This window comes from Streptomonospora nanhaiensis (assembly GCF_013410565.1).
Classification (GTDB): domain Bacteria; phylum Actinomycetota; class Actinomycetes; order Streptosporangiales; family Streptosporangiaceae; genus Streptomonospora; species Streptomonospora nanhaiensis.
In genome coordinates, this window is sequence record NZ_JACCFO010000001.1 from 3514430 (window position 1) to 3537788 (window position 23359).

Genomic DNA, 23359 nt, shown 5'->3' on the forward strand with positions numbered 1-23359 from the left:
TCGCCGACGGCACCGGCGGGGCGGCGCCTAGTGCAGCCGTTCGCCGCACTCGGCGGGGCGCAGGACGGTGCCCTCGGGGGCCTCCGCCGTGCCCGCGAGGCGCAGGCAGGCGTCGGCGGGGCCGCCGGAGGCGTCCTGGGGCGGGTACTCCACCCAGACCTCGCAGACCGGCCCCTCGGGTCCGGCCTCCGCGCGGGTGCCGGCCGCCGGGGGCGCTCCGGCCAGCCGGCCGAACGCGATCAGGCGGTCCCGCTCGGCGTAGGACTCCGCGACCGCGAACCGCCAGTGGGCGGCGGCCTCCTTCAGCAGCTCCCGGCCGGGCGCGCCGAGCGCGCGCAGGCGGTCGGCGCGGGCGCGCACCAGGTCGGCCACCGCGCAGCACAGCGGCGTGCCGCCCACGCGGTTGTACCCCGCGACGGGATACCGCACCAGGAACTCGCCGAGCAGGTCGAGGGCGGCCTCGCGCGTCCAGCGCGGGGCGTCCGGCCGTTCGGCGATCTCCAGCAGGAACGGGGCGGCGGCGACCGCCGCCGGGAAGACCGCCCCCATGTGCCCGTGCAGGACGCTGGAGTTCTCCAGGCGCGTCACGGCCTCGGCCGCCTCGAACCGCGTCCGGGCGGTGGCCAGCGCCCGCAGCGGGGCGGCCGGGTCGGGCGGACGCCAGGTGGACTCAGGTGCCCAGGCCGGGAGCGCGAGCACCGGGGTGGGGATGGCCGCCCAGTCCACGGCGGCGATCCGCTCGGTCAGCATGCCCGGATCCTCGCACGCGCGGCGCGTCGGGGCACCCCCACCAGAGTCGTCAACAAAGGTTGACAGCGCGGTGTCGTCAACATAAGTTGACAAGCGCAGCGGTACCCGACCCCTCGGAGGTTGTGACATGTTCGAGCGCTTCGCCAAGGACGCCCGCCTGGCCGTCGTCTCCGCCCAGGAGGAGGCCCGCGGCCTGGGCCACCGCCACATCGGCGCCGCCCACCTGGTCCTGGGCCTGCTGGCCGAGGACGGCGGCACCGCCGCCCGCGCGCTGGCCGAGCACGGCGCCGACCTCGCCGCCCTGCGCGAGGCCGTCCGGCGCTCCGCCGGAGCGCCCGCGCCCGCCGGAGCCGCCGGCACCGCCTCCCCGCCCCGGCGCGGCCTCCTCGGCCGCCTGGCGGGCCGGGGGCACATCCCCTTCACCCGTCCGGCCAAGCGCTCCCTGGAGGAGTCGCTGCGCGTCGCCCTGGACCGCGGTGACACCACGATCTCCGGCGGCCACGTGCTGCTGGGGGTCCTGCGCACCGGCGACCCCGGCGCCCTGCGGGCCCTCACCGACGCGGGCGTGGCGCCCGCCGACCTGCGCGGCACCACCGAGCGCCTGCTCGGCGAGGCCGCCTGAGCGCGCCTCCGCCCGGTCGGGCGGCCGTCCGGCCGGGTGTCCGACCGGACGGAGGCGCGCGGGCTACGCGCCGCGCAGCCCGCCCTCCTCGGCGGCGCGCGCGGCGATCTCGGCCAGCCGCGCGGGCGTGCCGGTCATGATGTCGGCCGCGTGGCGGGTGATCAGCTCCACCGGCCAGTCCCACCACGCCACGCGGCGCAGCAGGTCCACGTCCCGGGGCTCGTACCGGGTGCGGATGACCCGGGCGGGGTTGCCGCCCACGATGGCGTAGGGCGGGACGTCGGCGGTGACCACGCTGTAGGCGCCCACCACCGCGCCGTCGCCGATGGTGACCCCGGGCAGCACCGCCGCCTCGCGGCCGATCCACACGTCGTTGCCCACCACGGTGTCGCCCTTGGCCGGCAGCGCCAGGAACGCCTCCAGCGTGTTGTCGGCCCACTCGCCGCCGAACATGGTGAACGGGAAGGTCGAGGGCCCCGCCATGGGGTGGTTGCCGCCGGGCATCACGAACCGCGCGCCGGGGCCGATCGCGCAGAACCGGCCGATGACCAGCCGCTGCGGGCCGTAGAGGTAGAGCACGTTGGCGCGCTCGAACGGCTCGCGGCGGCCCTCGTCGTCGTAGTAGGTGAACTCCCCGACCTCGATGAACTCCGAGGTCACCTGGTTGCGCAGGAAGACCACGTTGTCCAGGTCCGGGCGCGTGGTGGGGTGCAGGCGGGCGGGGTCGGGCGCGGGCACGGTGCTCCTCTGCTGCGGGCGTCCGGTCGGCGGACCGGGCGGCGGTGGTCGGGTTCCGGTGTCGGGCTGCGGCGCCGGTCAGGCGGGGAGCAGGCGCGCGAGCGCGCCGGTCTCCAGGGCCGCGTACACGGCGCCGTCGGGCCCCTCCGCGATCCCGTGCGGCTCGGAGCCCGGCGTGGGCAGGGCGTAGCCGGTCACACCGCCGTCGGGGGTGATGCGGCCGATGCGGTTGGCGCCCCACTCGGTGAACCAGCACGCGCCGCCGGGTCCGGCGGTGATGGCGTGCGGGCGCGCGGCGCGGTCGGGCAGCGGGAACTCCGCGACCTCGCCGTCCACGGTGATCCGCCCGATCTGGCCCGCGCCGATCTCCACGAACCACAGCGCGCCGTCGTGGCCCGCGGTGATCCCGACCGGGGCGGCGCCCTCGGTGGGCAGCCGGTGGATGCCCGTCTGGCCCTCGGTGGTGATCCGGCCGATCGCGTTGGCCTGGTTGAGTGTGAACCACAGGGCGCCGTCGGCGCCCGCGGCGATCATCGACGGCATGGGGTTGTCCCCCGCCGCCAGCGGGAACTCGGTGACGGCGCCGTCGACGGTGATGCGGCCGATCCGCCCGCCGGTGATCTGGGTGAACCACAGGGCGCCGTCAGGCCCGGCGGTGATCCCGTAGGGTCCGCTCCCGGAGGCCGGCAGGCCGAACACCGCGAGGTCCCCGCCGGGACGCAGCCGGCCGATGGCGTCGGACTCGTTGAGCGTGAACCACAGCGCGCCGTCGGGCCCGGCCGTGATCACGCAGGGCCGCGAACCCGCGTCGACGGCGTGGCGCCGCACCCCGCCGCCGGGCTCCACCCGGGCGATCTCGCCGGAGTGCACGAGCGTGGTCCACAGGGCGCCGTCGGGCCCGGCGGCGATCCCGTAGGGCCCCTCCTCGGGCCCGGCCACGGGGATCTCGGTGATCGCGGCGGCGGGCGGGGTGTCGGGCATGCGGGGCTCCTCGGAACGGACGTGGTCAGGGCGGGATCGGTACAGGGACAAAACGGGCGAAGGTGACCGTAGCGGTGTGCGGGGCCGGGCACAACCCGATTAGCGCGCCGGCGGCGGGCGGGACGGCAGGGCGGCAGGGGGCGGGCGGCGGTCGGCGGGGCCGGGCGGTCAGGGCCTGTCGGCGCAGAACACGGCGGTGCCCGGCAGCAGCCGGCCGCGCAGCGGGCTCCAGCCGCCCCACACCCGGTCGTGCCCGGCGGGCCACTCGGGCTCGACCAGGTCGCGCAGCACCAGGCCGGCCGCCGCGATCGCACGCACCCAGTCGCCGACCGTGCGGTGGTGCTCGACGTAGACGGCGCGGCCCGCGGCGTCCTCCTCGACGTAGGCGCGCCGGTCGAAATAGGAGTGCTCGGCGGTGAGCCCGCGCTCGGTGGGGTCGTCCGGGAAGCACCAGCGCAGCGGGTGGCTGACGGAGAACACCAGGCGCCCGCCGGGCCGCAGCACCCGCGCGGCCTCGGCGAGCGCCGCCGCGGCGTCGGGCACGAACGGGAACCCGCCGTAGGCCGAGCAGACCGCGTCGAAGGACGCGTCGGCGAACGGCAGCCGCTGGGCGTCGGCCTCCACGGCGGGCACCCGCACACCGGTCTCCTCGTCGATGCGCCGGGCGTGCTGCAGCTGCCGGTGCGAGACGTCGATCCCCACCACCTCGGCCACGCCCTGGACGCGCAGCCAGCGGGAGCACTGCGCGGCCCCGCAGCCGATCTCCAGCACGCGGGCGCCGCGCAGCCGGTCCGGCGGCCCGAGCAGGCCCGCGTCGGCCTCGTCCAGCCCCTCGGGGCCCCACACGAAGCCGGCGTCGCGCAGGAAGCCGCCGTGCTCGGCCTGGTACTCGTCGGCGGCGCGCTCCCACCACAGCCGGCTGGCGCGGGCGCTCTCGTCGGGGCCTGCGGGGCGGCGCGCCACGCGCTCGGCCGCGCCGGGGTCCACGTCGTCGCTCATGGCCGCCATCCTGCCAGGCGGCGGGGCGGGGCCGGGGTCAGCGGGCCCGGGTGAGCAGCGGGTCGGGGTTGTCCACGAACCCGAGGTCGCGGTAGATCCCGTCGCCCTCGGGGGTGGCGGTGAGGTTCACCCGCTCCACCCCGAGCCCGTCGAACCACGCCAGCAGCTCGGCCATGATCGCGCGGGCATACCCCCGGTGCCGGTGCTCGGGGTCGGTGACCAGCCCGAACACCATGCCGACCCGGCCGTCGGGGTTGTGCGGCATGGGCAGCCGCTGGTCGACCACGCCCATTCCGCAGGCGGCCAGGCCGCCCTCGCCGCCGTCGACCACGGCGATGCGCATGGTGTCGCGGAACAGCTGCTCGGCGATGGACTCCGCGCAGCGCTCGCGCCACGCGTCGCCCTCGGGCGGCGGCCCCCAGCCGCTGTCGGGCCGCTCGGCGAACAGCGCGCGCAGCCGCACCAGTTCCGGGATGTCGGCGGCGACCGCCGGACGAACGTCGACCACGAGGACTCCTCTGGGTGGTGCCCGCTGCCGCCACCGGGGGCGGAGCCGCAACGGGCGGTGGACGATCCGACCCTAAAGGGGTCCGCGCCGCCGCCGCACCCGGACGGCGAACCGCACGGGGAGGGCGCGGGCCGTCCGCCGCGCCGCCGCAGTGGGGTGCCCGGATCGGCGTCGATGGCACCCGGCTCCTCACCATGGGGGATACCGGGCCGCTCTGCGCGGCGAGTCGGCGCCGACGGTCACGTCGCCGCGGAAGACCGCGACTCCTCGCCCGGGAAACCGGCCATCGGCCGCAAACCGATCGACATTGGCAAGCGGAGTTTCATCTGCCGCTCGCCGGCGCCTTCGCCCCTTGGCGGAGCGTGCGATTCGTCCGTCCACCGGGAGGCCGATTCCGGCAATCGCAAAAAAGATGGCTGAAATCCGTCGTGCCGCGGATTTCCCCCGCGGCACGACGGCGAAAAAGCGGAGCACGGCGGGGTGCGCGCCTTGGCGGCACCCGGCGCCCCTCGGTCAGAGCTGGTTGATGCGGACCAGGTTGCCCGCCGGGTCGCGGAAGGCGCAGTCGCGGACCCCGTAGGGCTGGTCGGTGGGCTCGTGCTCCACCGTGGCGCCGGTGTCCGCCACCCGCTTGAACAGGCCGTCGAGGTCGTCGGTGCCCAAGGTGATCGCCGCGAACGCGCCCTTGGCCACCAGGTCCATGATGCTGCGGCGGTCCTCCTCGGTGAGGTCGGGGCCGGCGGTCGGCGGCTGCAGCACGATCGAGGTCTCGGGCTGCCCCACCGGCCCCACGGTGATCCAGCGCATGTCCTCGTAGCCGACGTCGTTGCGGACCTCGAACCCGAGGGCGTCGCGGTAAAAGGCGAGCGCGGCCTCGGCGTCGGTGTGCGGCAGGAACGTGTAGTGAATGGTCGTCTTCATGGCCCCAACGCTAGGCACCGCGTCCCCCGACGCGCTTCTTGATTCCTGATCACCTCGGCCGTGTCGCGGTAAAAGACCGATCGCCGAAACCGGCGGCGTGTCGGTCAGGAATCGAGAAGCGCCGAATTCCCCGGCGCGGCTACCGTGGCGAGCGCTCTCCCCGCGAGCGGGACGAGGGCACCGGCGCAGGAAGCGCACCACGAGGAAAGGGGACACGGTGCCACAGGGGTTCTCGGAGCAGGAACGCGCCGCCATGAAGGAGCGCGCGGCGGAGCTGAAGAAGGAGGCGGGCCGCGGCCGCGGCGGCAGGGCCGCGGCCGACGAGCTGGACGTGCTCGCCAAGATCGCCGAGATGGAGCAGCCCGACCGCGCGATGGCCGAACGCGTCCACGCCATCGTCACCGGCGCCGCGCCGGAGCTGGCGCCCAGGCTCTGGTACGGGCAGCCGGCCTACGCCCGGAAGGGGAAGGTGGTCTGCTTCTTCCGCAGCGGCCGGGTCGACAGGGAGCGCTACTCGTCGTTCGGCTTCACCACCGAGGCCGGCCTCGACGACCCCGGCGGCCTGTGGCCCACCGCCTACGCGGTGACCGAGCTGACGCCGGAGGGCGAGGAGGCGCTCGCCGCCCTGGTCCGGCGCGCCGTGGGCGCCGACGACTGACGGCCGCGCCGCCCAGGGCGGCGCGGCCCGGCCCGCCGCCTCACGCGCCGTCCGCCGCCCGGGCGAACCGGCGGGCCAGGCCGCGCAGGTGCGCGGTCAGCTCGGGCGGGTCGACCACCTCGAAGTCCACGCCCAGGGCGCCGATCCGGGACGCCACCAGGTCCCACGAGTACGCGCCGGTGTGCAGGATGCACGTGTGCTCGTCGCGCGCCTCGGCCACACCCCACTCCGGGGTCATCCAGTGCAGCGCGCCGATTCCGGTGTGCAGCAGGACGGTGGCGCGCCGCCGCCACCCCGCCTCGGCGCGGCCCGCCTCGACGAACCCCAGCACGTCGCCGCCCGGCGCCTCGCGCGGGGCGAAGCGCGGCCCGTTGGGCGTGCGCAGCGCCACGCGGTCCACGCGGAAGGTCCGCCAGTCGTCGCGCGCCGGATCCCACGCGGCCAGGTACCACCGGCCCCCGGTGTGCACCAGCCGGTGCGGCTCGACCTCCCGGGGCCCGGCCGCGCCGCCGGGCCCCCGGTAGTCGAAACGCAGCCGCTCGTGGTCGCGGCAGGCGCGCGCTCGGGTGCCTCGGCGGTCGCCACGGCCGTGTGCACGGCGCCGACCTGGCGGCGCAGCCGCGAGGGCAGGACCTGCTCCAGCTTGGCCAGCGCGCGCAGCGCGGTCTCCTCGACGCCGGCGATGGAGCCCGACGCGGCGGTGCGCAGCCCCACGGCCACCGCCACCGCCTCGGCGTCGTCCAGCACCAGCGGGGGCAGCCGCGCGCCCGCGCCCAGCCGGTACCCCCCGCCGGCACCGGGAGTGGCGTGCACCGGGTAGCCCAGGTCGCGCAGCCGCTCGACGTCCTTGCGGACGGTACGGGTGGTCACGCCCAGCCGCTCGGCCAGGCGCGGGCCGGACCAGTCGGGGACGGACTGCAGGAGCGAGAGCAGGCGCAGCAGCCGCGCCGAGGTGTCGGCCATGGGGGTGATTCTGCCCGACCGCGCGGAACGGCCCCTTCCGCGATCCCCGGCGCCGGCAACCGCCCCGCTACCGCTCGGCGGACAGCGCGCCCCAGTCCCACAGCGCCTGGAGCACCGGCCCCAGCGCGCGCCCCCGCTCGGTGAGGACGTAGCGCACGCGCGGCGGCCACCCCGGGCGGCGGACGCGCGTGGCCACCCCGGCATCGACCAGCTGCGCCAGCCGGTCGCTGAGCACCTTCGCCGACAGCTCGGGCAGCGCCCCCGCCAGCTCGGTGTAGGACTCCCGGCCGCGCAGCAGTTCACGCACGACCAGCGTGGTCCACCGGCCGGACAGCGCCGCCAGCGCGGTCTCGACGGGGCAGTCGGGCACCGGGCGCGCCACCGCCGCCAGCGGGTGTGCGGGCAGTCCGGGCCGCGGCGCGTGGCCAACCGTTTGGTGAGTCACGAGGGCGCCTCCTAGCGTCCGGGTGCGGAAACGCGACGGTGATGCCGCGGCGGCGCGGCGCGCCGGTGCCCGCGGCCCTGATGTGGAGGTCCCATGATGTCGTCTTCGCCCCGCACCCCGCACGAGGTGCCGGCCGCCTTCGCCGAGCGGTTCAACACCGGCCGCGTCGAACGGGTGCTGGAGCTGTTCCCCGGCGGCGCGGTGCTGGTGCCCGAGCCGGGCGCGCCCGTGTCCGGCGCCGGCCTGGCCGGAGGGCTGGCGGGGCACCTGTCGCTGGGGCTGCCCATCAGCGTGGCGCCCCGGCACGTCTACGTGAGCGGCGACGTGGCCCTGCTGATCGTCGACTGGCGGATCGAGGGCACGGCGGCGGGCGAGGAGGTGGCGCTGCGGGGGACGGCGACCGACGTGGTGCGGCGCGGCCCCGACGGCGTGTGGCGCTACGCCGTGGACAACCCGCACGGCACGGCCTGAGCTGTCAGCGGCGCGCGCCCGAGTGCGGGCGGGGCTCGGCGGTGCCGGCGGCGGCGTCCTCGGCGGGGGCGGAGCGCTCGGAGGTGCCCTCGGCGGCGGCCGGTGTACCGCCGCCGGACCCTCCTGGCTCGGGCCCCGGGCCTCCGCCACCGGGGCCATCGGAGCCGCCGGAGCCACCGGAGGTTCCCGGCGCTTCGGCGGAGCCGTCCCGGGCGTCCTTGACCTCGCGGCGCATGAGGAAGATCCAGCCGCCGATCGCGATGACCGTGAACACCCACCACTGCACCGCGTAGGACAGGTTCATGCCGGTGTTGACCTCGGGCGCGGCGACGGGCTCGGGCGCGTCGGCGCTCTCGGGCCGCTGCTCGGTCAGCTCGGCGTAGCCGCCGTAGACGGGGTAGGGCAGGTCCTCGGCGATCGTGTCGACGTCCACGATCATGATCTGGCCCTCGGGCAGGCCCTCGCGGACGCGGATTCCGGTGTTCTCGGGGGTCTCGCTGTACTGGAGCCGGCCGGTCACCGTGACCTCGCCCTCGGGGGCGGGCGGGACCTCGGGCTCGGCGGTGGCCGAGGGCGGCTGCGCGATCCAGCCGCGGTTGACCAGCAGCGCCGGGCCGTCGTCGGTGACCAGCGGGGTGAGCACGTGCAGGCCCACCCCCGCCGAGCCGTCGCGGTTGCGCACCAGCAGTTCGTGCTCGGTGTCGTAGCGGCCGGTGGCCGTCACCCGGCGCCAGCGGTCCTCGGGCGGGACGTCCTCGCCGGGGGCGGCCAACTCCCGCACCGGAACGGGGTCGGCGGCGATGTTGGCCTCCTGCAGGGCGGCCGCCGCGGCCTTGTCCTCCCAGCGGCCCCACTGCCAGAAGCCCAGCCAGACGAAGGAGGGCACGACCAGCGCCACCAGCGCGTGAAACGCCAGCATGCGCGGGGTGAGCAGGACTCGGAGCACGTCTTCGAGGCTATCCGAGCACCCGGGCGCCCCCGCACCGGGTGGCGGTTGGCGCACGGTCCGCGCACGCGCCCGCGCGGCCCCGCATGCCCCTCACCACGCGGACCGCGCCGCCCCGGTCATGGGGCCCCGGGGCGGCGCGGCGTCGCGGTGGACGGGTGGACGGGTGCGGTGCCGGGCCTCAGTCCCGGTCGGCGGACTCGGCGCCGTCCTCGGCCGGGCCGGCGGCGGCCCGGCGGCGGCGGGTGAGGTACATCGCCCCGGCGCCGCCGCCGATGGCGGCCAGCGCCGCGGCCACCAGGCCGCCCAGCGCGGGGCCGGTCAGCGGCAGGTCGCCGGCGGCTCCGGCGCCGTCGCCCGGCTGGGGCGCGGCCTGGTCGTCGGGCGAGGGGCCGGTGCCGGCCGAGGGCGACGGCGACGGCTCGGCCGAGGGCGTGCCGCCCTCGCCGCCGGGGTCGCCGGTCTCGCCCCGCTGCTCGTCGCCGCCGCCGGGCGGCTGCTCACCGCCGTCGCCGCCGCCGGGCGCGCCGGGGTCGCCCTGGGAGATCTTCTCGACGCAGTCGGGCTCGGCGATGCCCAGCACCGCCACCGCGTTCTCGCAGATGTCCACGGCGGCGTTGACCGGGATGTTGACCTGGTTGCCGCTGGCCACCCCGCCGGAGCCGTCGGTGGTGGGCGCGCCCTCGCCGGAGGACTCCGCGGACTCCTCGATGACGTTGACGATCGTGGTGCACTGGGCGCTGGAGGCGCCCAGCACGGCGATGGAGTTGCCGCAGACGTCGAGCGCGACGTCGACCGGGATGTTGATCTGGTTGCCGCTGGCGATCCCGCCGGAGCCGTCGGTGGTGGGCGCTCTCTCGGCGGACTCCTCGGCCAGCTCCTCCACCACCGTGGTGCAGTCGGCCTTGGCGATGCCGCCGATGGCCGCGGAGTTGCCGCAGATGTCCAGGGCCACGTCCACGGGGATGTTGATCTGGTTGCCGCTGGCGATCCCGCCCGACCCGTCGGTGGCGGGGCCCTCCTGCCCGGCGTCGCTGGCGGCGTAGAGCACCTCGGAGACGCGGTCGCAGTCGGCCTGGGAGATCCCCAGGACCGACAGCGCGTTGCCGCACAGCTGGGCGCGGATGTCGGCGGGGACGTTGACCTGGTTGCCGCTGCCCACCCCGCCCGAGCCGTCGGTCTGGGGGTCGGCCAGCGCGGCGGCGGGTGCCGCGCCGAGGATTCCCGCGGTGAGCAGGGAGGCGGTCAGATAGGTGTACTGCTTGCGCATGTTTCGGGGTGACCTTTCGCGGACGCGAACACGTTGGGCTTTCGATCGGTGTCGAAGCGTCACCGCGGGCGGGCGCAGTGCGGCACGGCGCGGCCCGCGGGCGGGGGGTGGTGCTTCAGGCGGCACCGACCCGGCGGCCTGTCGGCGCCCGTCGCGGGCGGCGGCCGTGGGGCGGCGGAAAGATCGGCTCATCGGGACACCGGAGGCCCGGTGAGCCGCACGACCTTGCCGCTCCCGGATTACGCTAGCAGCTCTGAATTCCCTGTCAGGCGTTTTGCAGAAAATCCACCCATACCAACAGGGACGAGGTATACCGAACGACACGCTCCGTGATCACGGCTGATGTATGCACCCGAATCCGCCGGGGTGTGCGAGCCCGGCGAGCTTCGCGAAAAAGGGCGAACCTCATCGGACCAATTCCGCCAAGGCCCCCAAATCGGGACAACCGGGAATCGCGTCGGCAATGGGCGGAAACGGATGTCCGGCAATTCCGGCGGTCACTCGGCGCGTTGGCCGTGTCGTACCGCACACCAGCGGTGCCGGACCGCCGCACGGCACCCCGCGCCGGCCCGCCCCCATCCGCCCGGGCCCGCCGGAACCGCCCGGGCCCCGCACACGAAAAGCCCCGGGCGCGGATCCGCGGATCCGCGCCCGGGGCGGGGCGCTCGGCCCGGCTCACTCAGCCGGAGGCCGGCAGGGTCAGGACTCCACGCCCAGGCCCTTGGCCACGCCGGAGCCGAGGTCGGGGTGGACGTTGGTCCAGTACTCGACCACGCGCTTCTTCATGTCGGCGGTGACCTCGGGGGCCGAGGCGTGGCCGACGATGTTGCTCACCATGTTGGCGCGCTCGGGCTCGGACAGGACCTTCTCCCACAGGGCGCGGGCCTGGCCGAAGTCGTCGTCCTCCTTGTGCAGCTCGTAGGCCGAGCGCACGATCTCGCCGGAGACCTGGTAGCCCTCGGCCTCGTAGAGGTCGACCGCCGCCGCGGGGCCGCCCACGGTGTTGGGCGCGTACACCGGGTCGGCACCGTTGCGGTAGGCCATCGGGCCGTCGAAGTTGTAGCTGCGGACCTCGACCTTGGGCTGGTTGACCGGCAGCTGCAGGTAGTTCGGGCCGATGCGGTACCGGTGGGCGTCGGGGTAGGAGAACAGCCGGCCCTGGAGCATCTTGTCGGGGCTGCCGCCGATACCCGGGACCAGGTTGGACGGCTCGAAGCCGGCCTGCTCGATCTCGGCGAAGTAGTTCGAGGGGTTGCGGTTCAGGGTGAACCGGCCGATCGTGATCTCGGGGTAGTCGCTGTGCGGCCACACCTTGGTCAGGTCGAACGGGTTGAACCGGTAGTCGGCGGCGTCCTCGAACGGCATGATCTGGACGTTGACGGTCCAGGACGGGAACTCGCCGCGCGCGATGGCCTCCCAGAGGTCGCGGCGGTGGGCGTCGGGGTCCTCGGCCTCCATGGCCTTGGCCTCGGCGGCGGTCAGGTTCTCGATGCCCTGCTCGGTCTTGAAGTGGTACTTCACCCAGAACTTCTCGCCGTTGGCGTTGTACCACATGAAGGTGTGGCTGCCGAAGCCGTGCATGTGGCGCCAGCTCTTGGGCGTGCCGCGGTCGGTCATCAGGAACGACACCTGGTGGGCCGACTCCGGGTTCAGGGTCCAGAAGTCCCACTGCATGTTGTTGTCGCGCAGCTGGTTGTCGGCGCGCCGCTTCTGCGAGTGGATGAAGTCGGAGAACTTCGAGGGGTCGCGGATGAAGAAGATCGGCGTGTTGTTGCCGACGATGTCGTAGTTGCCGTGCTCGGTGTAGAACTTCAGGGCGAACCCGCGGGGGTCGCGCGCGGTGTCGGCGCTGCCCAGCTCGCCGGCCACGGTCGAGAAGCGCAGGAGCAGCGGGGTCTTCCTGCCCTTCTGGAAGAGGTCGGCCTTGGTGTAGGCGCTGACGTCCTCGGTGATCTCGAGCTCGCCGAAGGCGCCGCCGCCCTTGGCGTGCACGACGCGCTCGGGCACGCGCTCGCGGTTGAAGTGGGCCATCTTCTGGATGAGGAAGTGGTCCTGGAGCAGCAGCGGCCCGTTGGGGCCTACCGACTGCGACAAACCATCGCTGGGCGCCGGGTGGCCGGCGTCGTCCGTGCTGTAGGGAACGCTCACTGCTCGCACCTTTCAAGAATGCTCAAAGCTGCCTCGGGATCGGCGCAGGGCCGAGGACCGCACCGTGCCGCCTCGGGCGGGGGGCGGATGGATCAGGACGCGTCGGGCACCCGCCGGGCGGGCGGGCGGTCGGGAGGCGCGCCCTGCTCCTGGCATTGCGGACAGACGCCCCAGAACACCACTTCGGCTTCCTCGACCACGAAGCCGTGGGTCTGCGAAGGCTCCACGCACGGCGCCTCGCCGACCACGCAGTCGATGTCGCTGACCTCGCCGCAGGAGCGGCAGACGATGTGGTGGTGGTTGTCCCCGACCCGGGCCTCGAACCGCGCGGGCGACCCCGCCGGCTCGATCCGCCGCAGCAGGCCCGCTCTGGTGAGCGCGTGCAGCCCGTCGTAGACGGCCTGGGTCGAGACGTGGCCGACCGCACCCCGCACGCCGCGCGCGATGCGTTCGGCGTCGAGGTGGTTGCCGGACCGGACCTGTTCGAGGATGGCCACCCGTGCCGCGGTGACCCGGAGTCCGGCCGATCGGAGATCATCGGCGACGTTGTCCATGGTGATCACTCTACGACACAGACTGGAATGGCTCAAGAAAACGAGTCATTCCAGTTGATCCTGTTGGGCAGGGCTTCACCAGCCGTTTTCCCGCCCGCCGGACGCCCCGCCCGCACACCCGGCTCCCACCGGGCCACGCATCGTGAGCGCACCTTTTCATAACACGCCTGGGCCGGGCGGGGGCCGCGACGTATCCTCGCCGTGGCCCCCTTCTGGCAGGACACGGGGACCGCCGTGCCGGTCGCGCCCGCTCCGCGACGACCCCACGCCGGCGGCCCTGGCCGCCCATCCCCCCTGAAGCGACCATGGACCGGCTCCCCCCGCCCGGCCGACAACCGCGCCGTCCGCGCGGCCGCCCGTCAGACCGACCCCCGGCCGCCCATCCGGTCGGCCACTCGCCGCGTCGTCCTGCGCGCGGGCGCGGCCGTCGCCGCCGCCGCGCTGGCCGCCTCCTGCTGTTCCCCGTCGACCGCAAGGAGTCAGGCGGTGGGAGCTGTTGAGCCCGTGGTCCGCCATCTGGGGCGCGGAGTGTGGTGTGTGGGCGAGGTGGCCGGTTCCTGACACGCCTGCCACACCGAACTCACGCACGGGTACGGGATACGACACTCAGCGGCAAACGCCGTTCTCGCGTCCGCCTCACGAACGAGAACGAGGACACCTATCATCCGGAAGGGACGCTGAGCATGGCCACCTGCGACACCTGCAACGGAGCCAAGACGATTGTGGTTCCCCGCGACAGGAAACCAGAACGCATCCTGTGCCCCGCGTGCAACGGCACAGGAAAACGATCCTGAGAGGACCACATGGAAACCGTCAACGTCCGTGACGTGCGCGTCCTTCTTCCTGACGACGAAGAGGACACACACACCACCTGGCCCCACGCCGACACCCTGACCAAGGCGGCTCTCTCGCACTCCGCTTACAGCAGTGTGGACCTGGCCGGTCACCGTTGGAACAACGTGAAGATTTCTCGTGTGGTCTTCACCGACTGCCGGTTCACCGGCCTCATCGTGAACCAGGCTGAGTTGACCGACGTGCTGTTCCGTGACTGCGTGTTCGACTACGCCCACCTGACATGGCTACGGTCCGTATCTGGGGTGGCCTTCACCGGATGCCGGTTCACCGAGACCGTTTTCGAATCCTGCGACTTGTCAGGAGTCGCCATGGACGGGTGCCGTCTGGCAGGGGTCCAGTTCGACGGAACCCGGGTGGACGGTTGTGACCTGCGCGGAAGCTCCGTCGAGGATGTGGTCGGTGTCCTGTCGATGCGCAAGGCCAGGATTGACGCTGACCAGATCCCGAACCTGATGGCGTCGGTCATGGCTGAGCTGGGATGGAAAGTCGACCACTGACTTCCTCCCCCAGAGTCCCGTGACCCCGCCACCGCCCCCGGACGCGGAGTGCGGCGGCCTGGACCTCGCCCCGGCGCCGGAGGGCGGCGCGACGGAGGGGACCGACGACGCGGCCGAGGCCGGGTAGGCGACCGGTTCCAGGGCGGGGGATCTTCCCAGGCGGGGGGATCGCGGCGGGGGCGGCGGGCGGCCCGACGCCCGCCCGCCCGAGCCGCCCGCCCGCCGCACCGCCTAGGAGCCGGCGTGCTCCGCCAGCACGGTGTCGATCTCCTCGGCCAGGGCGCGCTTGGCCGGCTCCTCCAGGTAGGAGGCGGCCACCCCGTTGCGCGCCAGCGCCGCCAGGGCCGCGGCGTCCAGGCCCAGCCCGGCGGCCGTGCGGTACTCGTTGGTCAGGTCGGTGCCGAACATGGTGGGGTCGTCGCTGTTGAGGGTGACCAGCAGGCCCGCCTCGATCATGCGCGGCAGGGGGTGGTCGCCGATGGCGGTGATCGCGCCGGTGCGCAGGTTGGAGGTCGGCGACACGTCGAGGGGCACCTGCTCGGCGGCCAGCCGGGCCACCAGCTCCGGGTCGCGCATGGCGTCGATCCCGTGCCCGATGCGCTCGGCGCCCAGCAGGTCCAGCGCCTCGCGCACCCGCTCGGGGCCGCCGTGCTCGCCGGCGTGGGGCAGGCTGTGCAGCCCGGCCTCGCGCGCGCGGGCGAACAGGTGGGCCACCGGCGCGAAGGGCGCCTCGATCCCGCCCACGCCGAACCCCACGACGCTGTCGGGGGCCTCGGCCAGCACCGCGTCCAGGGTCTGCTCGGCGACCTCGGGCCCGTAGTCGCTGGGGTAGTCGGGAATCCAGCGCAGCCGGATCCCGTGCTCGCGCTCGGCCTCGCGGCGGCCGTGCTCGATCCCGTCGAACACCGTCCGCGCCGGCACCCCGCGCATCAGGTGGCCGTAGAGGCTGACGTGGACCTCGGCGTAGCGCACGTTCTGCTCGGCCAGCCGGGCCGCCACGTCGGCGGCCAGCAGGGCGAAGTCCTCCTCGTCCACCAGGGTGTGCACCGAGGCCAGGTAGACGTCGACGAAGTGCGGGAAGTCGCGGAAGGCGTACCAGTCGCGCACCTCCTCCAGGGTGCCCGGCAGGGTCGACACCCCGTGCTTGCGCGCGAGCCGCAGCAGCAGCTCCGGCCGCATCGAGCCCTCCAGGTGCACGTGCAGCTCGACCTTGGGCAGGGCGCGGATGAACGCCTCGGTGTCGAGGCCGGGTGTGGTCAGGTCCATGGCGGCGACGCTACGCACAAGGGTGTGCGCGCAACAAGGCGCTGCCACGGCATTTGACGTTGATTCGTCTGATTGACCATGCTTCCAGAGCGCCGTGCCCCCGCGCGCCCCCGCTGCGCTGCGCTACTGGCCATATCCGGACAGAAGGCGATCAGCGCCCGCGTGGCGGGATTTCAATGGGAACCGTTTGAATGCGGAAGCACATCATAGGGGGCGTGATGACGACAACTTCTGGCAGCTCAGCTGCTTCGACGCTACCCAGGACGGACGCGCGGCAGGCGAAGGCGGGGGACACCGGACGGGCCGCTGACCAGCGCAGCCGCGTGGGCGCGGTGGAGCCGTCGCTGGCCTACGCGCCGCTGCGCCGCCTGCCCGCCCAGCACCGCAGCATGGTGCGGGTGCAGCGGATGCTGGACGCCTGCGCCGAACTCCTCGACGAGGGCGGCTACAGCGAACTGTCCACCACCCGCATCGCCGAGCGCGCCGGTGTGGCGATCGGCTCGGTCTACCAGTTCTTCCCCGACAAGAAGGCCATCACCCAGGCCCTGGGCCTGCGCTACCTCGACCAGTTCACCGCGCGCGTGGCCGAGCGCCTCGCCGAGGGGGGCCGCGAGCACTGGACGCACTCCGCCGATGTCATCATCGACGAGTACCTTGACATGCACCGCACCGTCCCGGGGTTCCGCAGCCTGCACTTCGGCGACGTCGTGGACGAGCGGCTGCTGGACTCCGACACCGAGAACAACCGGGTGATCGCCACCCGGCTGCGCCAGCTGCTCACCGCCCACGGCGGTGCGCACGAGTGCGAGCAGCTGGACCGCGCCGTCGTCGTGGCCGTCGAGGCCGCCGACGCGGTGCTCAAGCTCGCGTTCCGCCTCGACCCCGACGGCGACCCCCGCCTGATCGAGGAGACCAAGCTGCTGCTGCGCACCTACCTCGGCCACCACTTCGGCTGAGGGGCGCCCACCCGCCCGGCGGTCCGGGCACCCGCGCGGCGGCGGCCCCGGCCCCGCGTCCCGGCGCGCGGCACCCGCACACGGGAGGAGACCCTCAAGTGCCAGCCGACAGCACCGCCCAGCCGACCACGGGAACGGTGGCCGGCATCCCCTACCTGGCCGTGCCCCCGGCGCTGCCCGCCGGCGACGCCCCCATGGTGGTGGCCCTCCACGCCTTCGAGCCCCCGCGCAGCGAGACCGCGCTGGCCGGCGCGCTGCCCCTGGCCTCCCTGCCCGCCTGGCGCTTCTACCTGGGACTGCCCATGTTCGGCGCCCGCCTCCCCGAGGGCGGGATCGCCGAGGTCAACCGGCGCGGCGCCGACGACTACCTCATCGAGCTGTTCGGCCCGGTGGTCGAGAAAGCCGCCGCCGAACTCCCCCGCGCGATCACCGAACTGCGCGAACGCCACCCCGTGAGCGACACCCCCGCCGGCCTCATGGGCGTGGGCGCGGGCGGCGCGGCCGCCCTGCTGGCGCTGGCCGACAACCGCGTGCCCGTGGGCGCCGCCGGCCTGGTCAACCCGATCGTCGACCCCCGCCCGGTGCTGGCCGCCCGCGAGCGCCGCCTGGGCGTCGACTACGCCTGGACCGACACCGCGCGCGGCGTGGCCGCCTGGCTCGACTTCACCTCCCGCGCCGCCGAGATCTGCGCGCGCCGCCCCCAGCCGCCGCTGCTGATCGTCACCGGCGGCCAGGACGACGTCATGCCGCCCGAGCGCACCCGCGCCCTGCACGACGCGCTGGCCACCGGCTACAGCCCGCAGGCGCTGCGGCACATCGTCGTGCCCGACCTCGCCCACACCATGGGCCCCGAACCCGGCCTCCAGCCCGGCCCGCCCGAGCCCGGCAGCGTGCTGGCCGACCGCGCGCTGGTCGAGTGGTTCCACACCCACCTCAGCCCCACCGGTTCGGCGGCCGAGGAGACCGTGCGGCTGGGCTAGCTCCGCGCGGCCCGGGCGGGGGAGGACGCGTTGCCGCCCGCGTCCGCGGCGGTGTACGTTGCAAGACTTTGCCGCCGCCGCCCCAGCTGAGGAGGGCCTCCGTGGACCTGCCCCGTGAACACGCCGCCACCCTGGCCCGGATCGAGTCCGGCGTGAGCGCCGACCCCCGGTTCACCGGGCTGGGCGCGGGCGGCTCGCTGCTGTCCGGCGCCGTGGACGCCTACTCCGACCTCGACCTCGTGGTCGTCGTCGCCGACGAGCACCACGAGGCGGTCATGGCCGCCCGCAAGGAGATCGCCGCGTCCTTTGGGCGGCTGCTGGCCGCGTTCACCGGGGAGCACGTCGGCGAGCCCCGCGTGCTCATCTGCCTCTACGACGCCCCGCTGCTGCACGTCGACCTGAAGTTCCTGCGGGCCGCCGAACTCGCCGACCGGATCGAGGACCCCCGGGTGGTGTGGGAGCGCGACGGCGCGCTGTCGCGGGCGCTGGCCGCCGCCCCCGCCGCGCCGCTGGAGGTGGACCCCCGGTGGATCGAGGACCGGTTCTGGATCTGGGTGCACTACGCGGCGACCAAGCTCGGCCGCGGGGAGCTGTTCGAGGTGGTGGAGTTCCTGGCGTTCCTGCGGGCGCGGGTGCTGGTGCCGCTGGCCGGGGCCGCGCGCGGGCTGGAGCCGCGCGGGGTGCGCAGGGCCGAGCACGCGCTGCCGGACCTCGTGCCCGCGCTGGTGGAGACCGCCCCCGGCTACGACCCCGGCCTGCTGGGGCGGGCCGTCCTGCGGTGCGTGGAGCTGTACACGGCCCTGCGCGACGCGCTCCCGCACCCGCCCGCCCACCAGGCCGAGGCGGCGCGGGCCGCCGTGGCGTACCTGGAGGAGGTGACGGCCGGGCAGGCGGGCGCCGCCCGGCCCGGGGCCGGTGCGGCCGGGCGGTGACGGGCGGCCCGCGCCGGGCCGCCGCGCCCGCGCGGCCTCACATCCGCTCGGCGAGCTTGCGGGCGGTGATCTGCACCGGGTCCCACACCGGCGAGAACGGCGGGGCATAGCCCAGGTCCAGGCCGGCCAGGTCCTCCACCGTCATGCCGCCCCACAGCGCCGCCGCCAGGGTGTCGATCCGCTTGCCCGCGTTCTCCCAGCCCACGATCTGGGCGCCCAGCAGCCGGCGGGTGCGCCGCTCGGCCAGGATCTTGGTGGTCACCGTGGCCGCGCCGGGGTAGTAGCCCGCCCGGGTGGTGGAGGCCAGGGTCTCGGTCTCGAACGCGAACCCGGCCGCGCGCGCCTCGGCCTCGTTCAGCCCGGTGCGCGCGACCTCCAGCCCGCACACCTTGCTGATGGCGGTGCCCAGCACGCCGCCGAAGCGCGCGTAGCCCCCGCCGATGTTGGTGCCGGCCACCCGGCCCTGCTTGTTGGCGTGGGTGCCCAGCGCGATCGACACCGGCCGGCGCGAGATCCGGTGGAAGGACTCCACGCAGTCCCCGGCCGCCCACACCCCCTCGGCCGAGGTGCGCATGCGCGCGTCCACGGCGATGCCGCCGGTGGGGCCGATCTCCAGGCCCGCCGCCCGCGCCAGGGCGCTGTTGGGCCGCACGCCCAGGCCCAGCACCACGATGTCGGCCGGGTACTCGCCCTTCTCGGTGGCGACCGCCCGGACCCGGCCGCCCTCGGTGCGCAGCGCGGTGGCCGGCTCGCCCATGTGGACCTCCACCCCCATGCCGGTGAGCGCGGTGCGCACCAGGGCGCCCATGTCGGGGTCGAGGGTGCCCATGGGCTCGGCGGCCGCCTCGACCAGGCGCACGCGCAGGCCCCGCTCGACGAACGCCTCGGCCATCTCCAGGCCGATGTAGCCGCCGCCGACCACCACGGCGCAGGAGGGCCGCTCCTCGTCGACGTAGGAGCGCACCGCGATCCCGTCGGCCAGGGTCTGCACCCCGAACACGCCCCGGGCGTCGATCCCCGGCAGCGGGGGGCGCACCGGCACCGCCCCGGTGGCGAACACCAGGTCGTCGAAGCGCTCCTCGGTCTCCTCGCCGCCGGGCCCGCGCGCGGTCACCGTGCGGCGGTCCAGGTCCACCCCCACCACCTCGGTGCCGGTGCGCACGTCCACGGCGTGGTCGCGGCGGAAAGTCTCGGGGTCGCGCGCCACGAGGTCCTCGGCACTCGATACGGTCTTGGCGACCAGGTAGGGGATTCCGCACGCCGAGTACGATGTGTGGCGGCCCCGCTCGAAGGCGAGGATGTCCAGCTCCTCGGGCCCTCGCAGCCGGCGGGCCTGCGACGCGGCGCTCATTCCCGCGGCGTCGCCTCCGATGACGATCAGTCGTGGCCGTGCGTTCACTCGCCGCTCCATGCCGCCTCCCTTGTCGGACGCTCCGGCGTCAGTCTGCCGCCGTTGCATGGGATCATCCCCGTGGCGGCCGGGATCTCCCTGGTACATAGTGACGAACACAGCGCTAGGAGGGCGGCTTACGTGACGGAACCGGCACCGGTGTTTGCCAACGGGGTCGACCACGAACGGCTCACGTCCCAGCTCCGGTTCTACCTTGAGACCGACAAGCTCAAGCGGATCCTGCGGCGCAACATGCTCGTGGACGGCTCGCGGCGGGAGAACGACGCCGAGCACTCCTGGCACCTGGCGCTGGCCGCGCGGGTGTTCGCCGAGTACGCCCCCGAGGGCACCGACATCGATCGCGTGGTCGAGATGCTCGTGCTGCACGACATCGTCGAGATCGACGCCGGCGACACCTTCGTCTACGACGTGGACCGGTCGCAGTCGCAACTGGAGCGCGAGCGCGCCGCCGCCGACCGCATCTTCGCGCTGCTGCCCGAGGACCAGGCCAAGCGCACCCGCGCCCTGTGGGAGGAGTTCGAGGCCCGCGAGACCCCCGAGGCGCGGTTCGCCAAGGCCATCGACCGCCTCGCCCCGATGCTGGCCAACTGGCACACCGAGGGCGGCACCTGGGTGCGCCACGGCGTCACGCGCTCGCAGGTGCTGGAGAAGGTGAAGATCATCGCCGAGGGCTCCGAGGCGCTGGGCGCCTACGCGGTGGCCCTCATCGAGGACGCCGACCGCCGGGGGTACCTGGCCGCCGGGTGAGCACCCGGCGCCCCGGTACCCGGAATTTCTCCGACCGCCCTCAGAACCGCTCGACCACCAGGTGGATCGCCGCCATCAGGCCCACGGTCACGATCAGGCCGCGCAGGGCGAAGGGCTTGAGGCGGCGGCCCAGGCGGGCGCCGACGTAGCCGCCCATCACCGACCCCGCCGCGATGAGCCCCACCACCGGCCACTCCGGCTGGGCGAAGACCGTGTAGAACACCGCGGCCGTGGCGTTGACCACCGACGCCAGCACGTTCTTGACCGCGTTGATCCGCTGCACGTCCTCGTCCAGCGCCGTGCCCAGGATGCTGATGAGCACGATCCCCTGCGCGGCGGCGAAGTAGCCGCCGTAGACCCCCGCGCCGTAGACCCCCAGCGGCAGCAGCGGCCCCCGGCCGCGGTGCTCGGCGCCCCGGCGCGAGCGCACCCAGGCCGAGATCCGCGGCTGCACGACGATGAGCACGCAGGCCAGCAGGATGAGCACCGGCACCACCAGCTCGAAGACCTCCGAGGGGAGGTTGAGCAGCAGCACGCCGCCCGTGACCGCGCCGGCGCACGACATCACGGCCAGCCGCGCGGCGCGGCGGCCCTGGCCCTTGAGTTCGCGGCGGTAGCCGATGGCGCCGGTGATGGCGCCCGGCGACAGGCCGACGCTGTTGGAGATCGACGCGGTCACCGGGGGGTAGCCCAGGGCGAGCAGCACGGGGAAGGTGAACAGGGTCCCCGAGCCCACGACGGCGTTGATGCCGCCGGCTCCGATGCCCGCCAGCAGAATGGCGAGCGCCTCCCAGACACTCATGGGCACCCTTCGTTTTCGCGAGAGAGGTCGGCGGGGCACGGCGGCGCGCCCGCGGGGGCGGCCGGGGGCGCGCACAGGCGGCCGCACCGGGCCGCGCCCGCCTCGACCGGTCGACGACCAGGTCGGAACGCGTGTGTGCTGCATACAGTCTACGTGCCGGGGAAAATCGCCCGCCCCACCGGGTCCGGGCCACCAGGTCGCAACCAACTACTCTTCGTACCTGGTAGATTACTTACCGTCTCTTTGGCTATAGCTCACTCGGGCTATATCAGAAATGAACCCAATGGGGCCTGTCGGTGATCTGCGCCGGTCCGTAGTTTCGTCCTCAGCGGTGAGGAACGACACAGTGCGCCGAAACCCCGGCCCCGAGCGACCACCCGACCCCCTGTCGGACGATCCACGGGACCCCCGTCGCGCCCCGTGTTCGTCCCCCGCGTCCGTGTCGGCGTCCGCGCCCGTCGGCACACCCGAAAACACACATGCTGATCTGGGAGTGGGGCAACATGTGGACTGCGGAGATGACGACCCGCGCGCTCTGTCGCGAGGTCGATCCCGACGCGCTCTTCGTGCAGGGAGCCGCGCAGAACCGCGCCAAGCTCATCTGCCGGGGCTGCCCGGTGCGCACCGAGTGCCTGGCCGAGGCACTGGACGAACGCATCGAGTTCGGCGTCTGGGGAGGGATGACCGAACGCGAACGCCGGGCGCTGCTGCGCCGCCGCCAGGACGTCACGTCGTGGTGGGACCTGCTGACCGCCGCGCGTGACCGCTACGAGCGCGAGAACACCGAGCCCTCGGGCGACGGCTGGCTCACCGACTCCCCCCTGGTGGCGGGAGTCTGCGCCGAGGCCGACCGGTAGCCGCCGCGGGCCGCGCCCGCCGGGTGCGGCCCGCCGCGCCCGGGCTCAGGCCCGCGCGCCGGGCTCCACCGGGCGGCCCTGGCCGTTGGCCTCCCCGGCCGGGTGCGGCTCGGCGCCGTTGTCGCGCACGCGGTCGAACATCCCGCCGATGCTCTCCAGCGCCTTGCCCATCTCGCTGGGCACGATCCACACCTTGTTGGCGTCGCCGCGCGCGATCTCCGGCAGCTTCTGCAGGTACTGGTAGGCCAGCAGCTCGTTGGTCACCTTGCCGGAGTTCAGCGCGCGGGCCACCATCATGATCGCGTCGGCCTCGCCGCGCGCCCGCACGGTCATGGCCTCCGCCTCGGCCTTGGCGCGCACCTTCTCCGCCTCGGCGGCGCCCTGGGCGCTGAGCACGGCGGCCGACTGCTCGCCCTCGGCGCGCAGGATCGCCGACTGCTTCTGGCCCTCGGCCGTGAGGATCTCCGCCCGCTTGTCGCGGTCGGCGCGCATCTGCTTCTCCATGGCCTCCTGCACCGACTCCGGCGGCTCGATGGCCTTCAGCTCGACGCGGCTGACCTCGATGCCCCACTCGGCGGTGGCCTCGTCCAGGACCGCCCGCAGCTCGCGGTTGATCTGGTCGCGCGAGGTGAGGGTCTGCTCCAGGTCCATCCCGCCGATCACGTTGCGCAGGGTGGCCGAGGCCAGCTGCTCCACGGCCTGGATGAAGCTGGCGACCTTGTAGGTGGCGTTGTAGGGGTCGGTGACCCGCACGTAGACCGCGGTGTCGACGTTCACCGACAGGTTGTCCTGGGTGATGGCCGCCTGCGGCGGGAAGCTGACCACCTGCACCCGCAGGTCGATCCGCTCGCGCACGTGGTCCACGAACGGGATGACGATGTGGAACCCGGAGCTGAGCGTCCGGTGGTAGCCGCCGAAGCGCTCCACCACGTCGGCCTCGGCCTGCGGGACGATCCGGACGCTGAACCAGCCGATCACGGCCAGGACGGCGACGAAGATCAGCAGGATGACGATGACGGTTCCCATCAGGGCGGCTCCGGCTCTCCTGGCAGGGGGGACACGGGCGGTCGCGGCACATCGGC

The 23359-nt window shown here is 74.2% G+C and carries 24 protein-coding genes and 1 pseudogene; 9 read left to right on the forward strand and 16 right to left on the reverse strand.

Features of this window, described 5'->3' with window-relative positions:
- Window positions 1-27: 27 nt before the first annotated feature.
- Window positions 28-750 carry a hypothetical protein gene (locus HNR12_RS15235; RefSeq protein WP_179768118.1) on the reverse strand — a complete coding sequence of 241 codons (723 nt, stop codon included), beginning with the start codon at window positions 748-750 and terminating at the stop codon, window positions 28-30.
- 127 nt (window positions 751-877) lie between these two features.
- Here HNR12_RS15235 and HNR12_RS15240 point away from each other — a divergent pair, with 127 nt between their 5' ends.
- Window positions 878-1372 carry a Clp protease N-terminal domain-containing protein gene (locus tag HNR12_RS15240; RefSeq protein ID WP_179768119.1) on the forward strand — a complete coding sequence of 165 codons (495 nt, stop codon included), beginning with the start codon at window positions 878-880 and terminating at the stop codon, window positions 1370-1372.
- 63 nt (window positions 1373-1435) lie between these two features.
- On the opposite strand, the gene HNR12_RS15245 is transcribed toward HNR12_RS15240, so the two are convergent.
- The 5 genes from HNR12_RS15245 to HNR12_RS15265 form a co-directional block, all read right to left on the reverse strand.
- Window positions 1436-2110, reverse strand: a complete 675-nt coding sequence (locus tag HNR12_RS15245) for a CatB-related O-acetyltransferase (protein WP_308118504.1) — start codon at window positions 2108-2110, stop codon at window positions 1436-1438.
- A gap of 78 nt (window positions 2111-2188) precedes the next feature.
- Entirely contained in the window at window positions 2189-3091 is a 903-nt protein-coding gene (locus HNR12_RS15250) for a Vgb family protein (protein ID WP_179768120.1), read from the reverse strand.
- 168 nt (window positions 3092-3259) lie between these two features.
- The gene (locus tag HNR12_RS15255; RefSeq protein WP_179768121.1) at window positions 3260-4090 is read right to left on the reverse strand and encodes a class I SAM-dependent methyltransferase; all 831 of its coding nucleotides are present in this window, start codon (window positions 4088-4090) and stop codon (window positions 3260-3262) included.
- Window positions 4091-4127: 37 nt separating this feature from the next.
- A complete protein-coding gene (locus HNR12_RS15260; RefSeq protein ID WP_179768122.1) occupies window positions 4128-4598 on the reverse strand; it encodes a GNAT family N-acetyltransferase in 471 nt (156 codons plus the stop codon).
- Between the two features lie 513 nt (window positions 4599-5111).
- On the reverse strand, window positions 5112-5519 hold the full coding sequence (locus tag HNR12_RS15265; RefSeq protein ID WP_179768123.1) for a VOC family protein: 408 nt from the start codon (window positions 5517-5519) through the stop codon (window positions 5112-5114).
- Window positions 5520-5772: 253 nt separating this feature from the next.
- Here HNR12_RS15265 and HNR12_RS15270 point away from each other — a divergent pair, with 253 nt between their 5' ends.
- Window positions 5773-6177, forward strand: coding sequence for a DUF1801 domain-containing protein (locus HNR12_RS15270; protein ID WP_179770628.1), 405 nt, complete (start codon window positions 5773-5775; stop codon window positions 6175-6177).
- A gap of 40 nt (window positions 6178-6217) precedes the next feature.
- On the opposite strand, the pseudogene HNR12_RS15275 reads toward HNR12_RS15270, so the two are convergent.
- Together HNR12_RS15275 and HNR12_RS15280 are read right to left on the reverse strand one after the other, a co-directional pair.
- Window positions 6218-7140: pseudogene (locus HNR12_RS15275) on the reverse strand (helix-turn-helix transcriptional regulator).
- Between the two features lie 67 nt (window positions 7141-7207).
- Complete coding sequence (locus tag HNR12_RS15280) at window positions 7208-7585, reverse strand: winged helix-turn-helix transcriptional regulator (RefSeq protein ID WP_179768124.1); 378 nt, start codon at window positions 7583-7585, stop codon at window positions 7208-7210.
- Window positions 7586-7678: 93 nt separating this feature from the next.
- Here HNR12_RS15280 and HNR12_RS15285 point away from each other — a divergent pair, with 93 nt between their 5' ends.
- Entirely contained in the window at window positions 7679-8056 is a 378-nt protein-coding gene (locus tag HNR12_RS15285) for a YybH family protein (protein ID WP_217781868.1), read from the forward strand.
- Window positions 8057-8060: 4 nt separating this feature from the next.
- Here HNR12_RS15285 and HNR12_RS15290 read toward each other — a convergent pair whose 3' ends face one another.
- The 4 genes from HNR12_RS15290 to HNR12_RS15305 form a co-directional block, all read right to left on the reverse strand.
- A complete protein-coding gene (locus HNR12_RS15290) occupies window positions 8061-9002 on the reverse strand; it encodes an SURF1 family cytochrome oxidase biogenesis protein (RefSeq protein WP_308118503.1) in 942 nt (313 codons plus the stop codon).
- A 181-nt stretch (window positions 9003-9183) separates the two neighbouring features.
- Window positions 9184-10272 carry a chaplin family protein gene (locus HNR12_RS15295; protein WP_179768125.1) on the reverse strand — a complete coding sequence of 363 codons (1089 nt, stop codon included), beginning with the start codon at window positions 10270-10272 and terminating at the stop codon, window positions 9184-9186.
- Window positions 10273-10971: 699 nt separating this feature from the next.
- On the reverse strand, window positions 10972-12420 hold the full coding sequence (locus tag HNR12_RS15300; protein WP_179768126.1) for a catalase: 1449 nt from the start codon (window positions 12418-12420) through the stop codon (window positions 10972-10974).
- Between the two features lie 92 nt (window positions 12421-12512).
- Complete coding sequence (locus tag HNR12_RS15305; protein WP_179768127.1) at window positions 12513-12974, reverse strand: Fur family transcriptional regulator; 462 nt, start codon at window positions 12972-12974, stop codon at window positions 12513-12515.
- An 803-nt stretch (window positions 12975-13777) separates the two neighbouring features.
- Between HNR12_RS15305 and HNR12_RS15310 the strand changes: the two genes are divergently transcribed.
- The gene (locus HNR12_RS15310) at window positions 13778-14326 is read left to right on the forward strand and encodes a pentapeptide repeat-containing protein (protein WP_179768128.1); all 549 of its coding nucleotides are present in this window, start codon (window positions 13778-13780) and stop codon (window positions 14324-14326) included.
- A 231-nt stretch (window positions 14327-14557) separates the two neighbouring features.
- On the opposite strand, the gene add is transcribed toward HNR12_RS15310, so the two are convergent.
- On the reverse strand, window positions 14558-15592 hold the full coding sequence (add, locus tag HNR12_RS15315; protein ID WP_179768129.1) for an adenosine deaminase: 1035 nt from the start codon (window positions 15590-15592) through the stop codon (window positions 14558-14560).
- 389 nt (window positions 15593-15981) lie between these two features.
- On the opposite strand from add, the gene HNR12_RS15320 reads away from it, so the two are divergent.
- The 3 genes from HNR12_RS15320 (at window position 15982) to HNR12_RS15330 (ending at window position 18460) form a co-directional block, all read left to right on the forward strand.
- Window positions 15982-16548 (forward strand): TetR/AcrR family transcriptional regulator, encoded by a 567-nt coding sequence (locus tag HNR12_RS15320; protein WP_179770631.1) that lies wholly within the window; start codon window positions 15982-15984, stop codon window positions 16546-16548.
- A 98-nt stretch (window positions 16549-16646) separates the two neighbouring features.
- Window positions 16647-17528, forward strand: coding sequence for an alpha/beta hydrolase family protein (locus tag HNR12_RS15325; RefSeq protein WP_222600496.1), 882 nt, complete (start codon window positions 16647-16649; stop codon window positions 17526-17528).
- Window positions 17529-17629: 101 nt separating this feature from the next.
- The gene (locus HNR12_RS15330) at window positions 17630-18460 is read left to right on the forward strand and encodes a nucleotidyltransferase domain-containing protein (protein ID WP_179768130.1); all 831 of its coding nucleotides are present in this window, start codon (window positions 17630-17632) and stop codon (window positions 18458-18460) included.
- Between the two features lie 37 nt (window positions 18461-18497).
- Here the strand turns inward: HNR12_RS15330 and HNR12_RS15335 are convergent, their stop codons facing one another.
- Window positions 18498-19859 carry an FAD-dependent oxidoreductase gene (locus HNR12_RS15335; RefSeq protein WP_308118502.1) on the reverse strand — a complete coding sequence of 454 codons (1362 nt, stop codon included), beginning with the start codon at window positions 19857-19859 and terminating at the stop codon, window positions 18498-18500.
- Window positions 19860-19991: 132 nt separating this feature from the next.
- On the opposite strand from HNR12_RS15335, the gene HNR12_RS15340 reads away from it, so the two are divergent.
- Window positions 19992-20618, forward strand: a complete 627-nt coding sequence (locus HNR12_RS15340) for an HD domain-containing protein (RefSeq protein WP_179768132.1) — start codon at window positions 19992-19994, stop codon at window positions 20616-20618.
- A 40-nt stretch (window positions 20619-20658) separates the two neighbouring features.
- On the opposite strand, the gene HNR12_RS15345 is transcribed toward HNR12_RS15340, so the two are convergent.
- Window positions 20659-21420, reverse strand: coding sequence for a sulfite exporter TauE/SafE family protein (locus HNR12_RS15345; RefSeq protein ID WP_179768133.1), 762 nt, complete (start codon window positions 21418-21420; stop codon window positions 20659-20661).
- Window positions 21421-21923: 503 nt separating this feature from the next.
- Between HNR12_RS15345 and HNR12_RS15350 the strand changes: the two genes are divergently transcribed.
- Window positions 21924-22277 carry a WhiB family transcriptional regulator gene (locus HNR12_RS15350; protein ID WP_179770633.1) on the forward strand — a complete coding sequence of 118 codons (354 nt, stop codon included), beginning with the start codon at window positions 21924-21926 and terminating at the stop codon, window positions 22275-22277.
- 45 nt (window positions 22278-22322) lie between these two features.
- Here HNR12_RS15350 and HNR12_RS15355 read toward each other — a convergent pair whose 3' ends face one another.
- Window positions 22323-23303 carry an SPFH domain-containing protein gene (locus HNR12_RS15355; RefSeq protein ID WP_179768134.1) on the reverse strand — a complete coding sequence of 327 codons (981 nt, stop codon included), beginning with the start codon at window positions 23301-23303 and terminating at the stop codon, window positions 22323-22325.
- Window positions 23304-23359 lie beyond the last annotated feature (56 nt).

Excerpts from the sequence above, each read along its gene's own strand:
- add (WP_179768129.1), bottom strand. The coding sequence starts at position 15,592 with ATGGACCTGACCACACCCGGCCTCGACACCGAGGCGTTCATCCGCGCC.
- HNR12_RS15305 (WP_179768127.1), bottom strand. The coding sequence starts at position 12,974 with ATGGACAACGTCGCCGATGATCTCCGATCGGCCGGACTCCGGGTCACC.
- HNR12_RS15355 (WP_179768134.1), bottom strand. The coding sequence starts at position 23,303 with ATGGGAACCGTCATCGTCATCCTGCTGATCTTCGTCGCCGTCCTGGCC.
- HNR12_RS15345 (WP_179768133.1), bottom strand. The coding sequence starts at position 21,420 with ATGAGTGTCTGGGAGGCGCTCGCCATTCTGCTGGCGGGCATCGGAGCC.
- HNR12_RS15285 (WP_217781868.1), top strand. The coding sequence starts at position 7,679 with ATGATGTCGTCTTCGCCCCGCACCCCGCACGAGGTGCCGGCCGCCTTC.
- HNR12_RS15240 (WP_179768119.1), top strand. The coding sequence starts at position 878 with ATGTTCGAGCGCTTCGCCAAGGACGCCCGCCTGGCCGTCGTCTCCGCC.
- HNR12_RS15250 (WP_179768120.1), bottom strand. The coding sequence starts at position 3,091 with ATGCCCGACACCCCGCCCGCCGCCGCGATCACCGAGATCCCCGTGGCC.
- HNR12_RS15265 (WP_179768123.1), bottom strand. The coding sequence starts at position 5,519 with ATGAAGACGACCATTCACTACACGTTCCTGCCGCACACCGACGCCGAG.
- HNR12_RS15350 (WP_179770633.1), top strand. The coding sequence starts at position 21,924 with ATGTGGACTGCGGAGATGACGACCCGCGCGCTCTGTCGCGAGGTCGAT.
- HNR12_RS15295 (WP_179768125.1), bottom strand. The coding sequence starts at position 10,272 with ATGCGCAAGCAGTACACCTATCTGACCGCCTCCCTGCTCACCGCGGGA.
- HNR12_RS15270 (WP_179770628.1), top strand. The coding sequence starts at position 5,773 with ATGAAGGAGCGCGCGGCGGAGCTGAAGAAGGAGGCGGGCCGCGGCCGC.
- HNR12_RS15310 (WP_179768128.1), top strand. The coding sequence starts at position 13,778 with ATGGAAACCGTCAACGTCCGTGACGTGCGCGTCCTTCTTCCTGACGAC.
- HNR12_RS15255 (WP_179768121.1), bottom strand. The coding sequence starts at position 4,090 with ATGAGCGACGACGTGGACCCCGGCGCGGCCGAGCGCGTGGCGCGCCGC.
- HNR12_RS15235 (WP_179768118.1), bottom strand. The coding sequence starts at position 750 with ATGCTGACCGAGCGGATCGCCGCCGTGGACTGGGCGGCCATCCCCACC.
- HNR12_RS15320 (WP_179770631.1), top strand. The coding sequence starts at position 15,982 with ATGGTGCGGGTGCAGCGGATGCTGGACGCCTGCGCCGAACTCCTCGAC.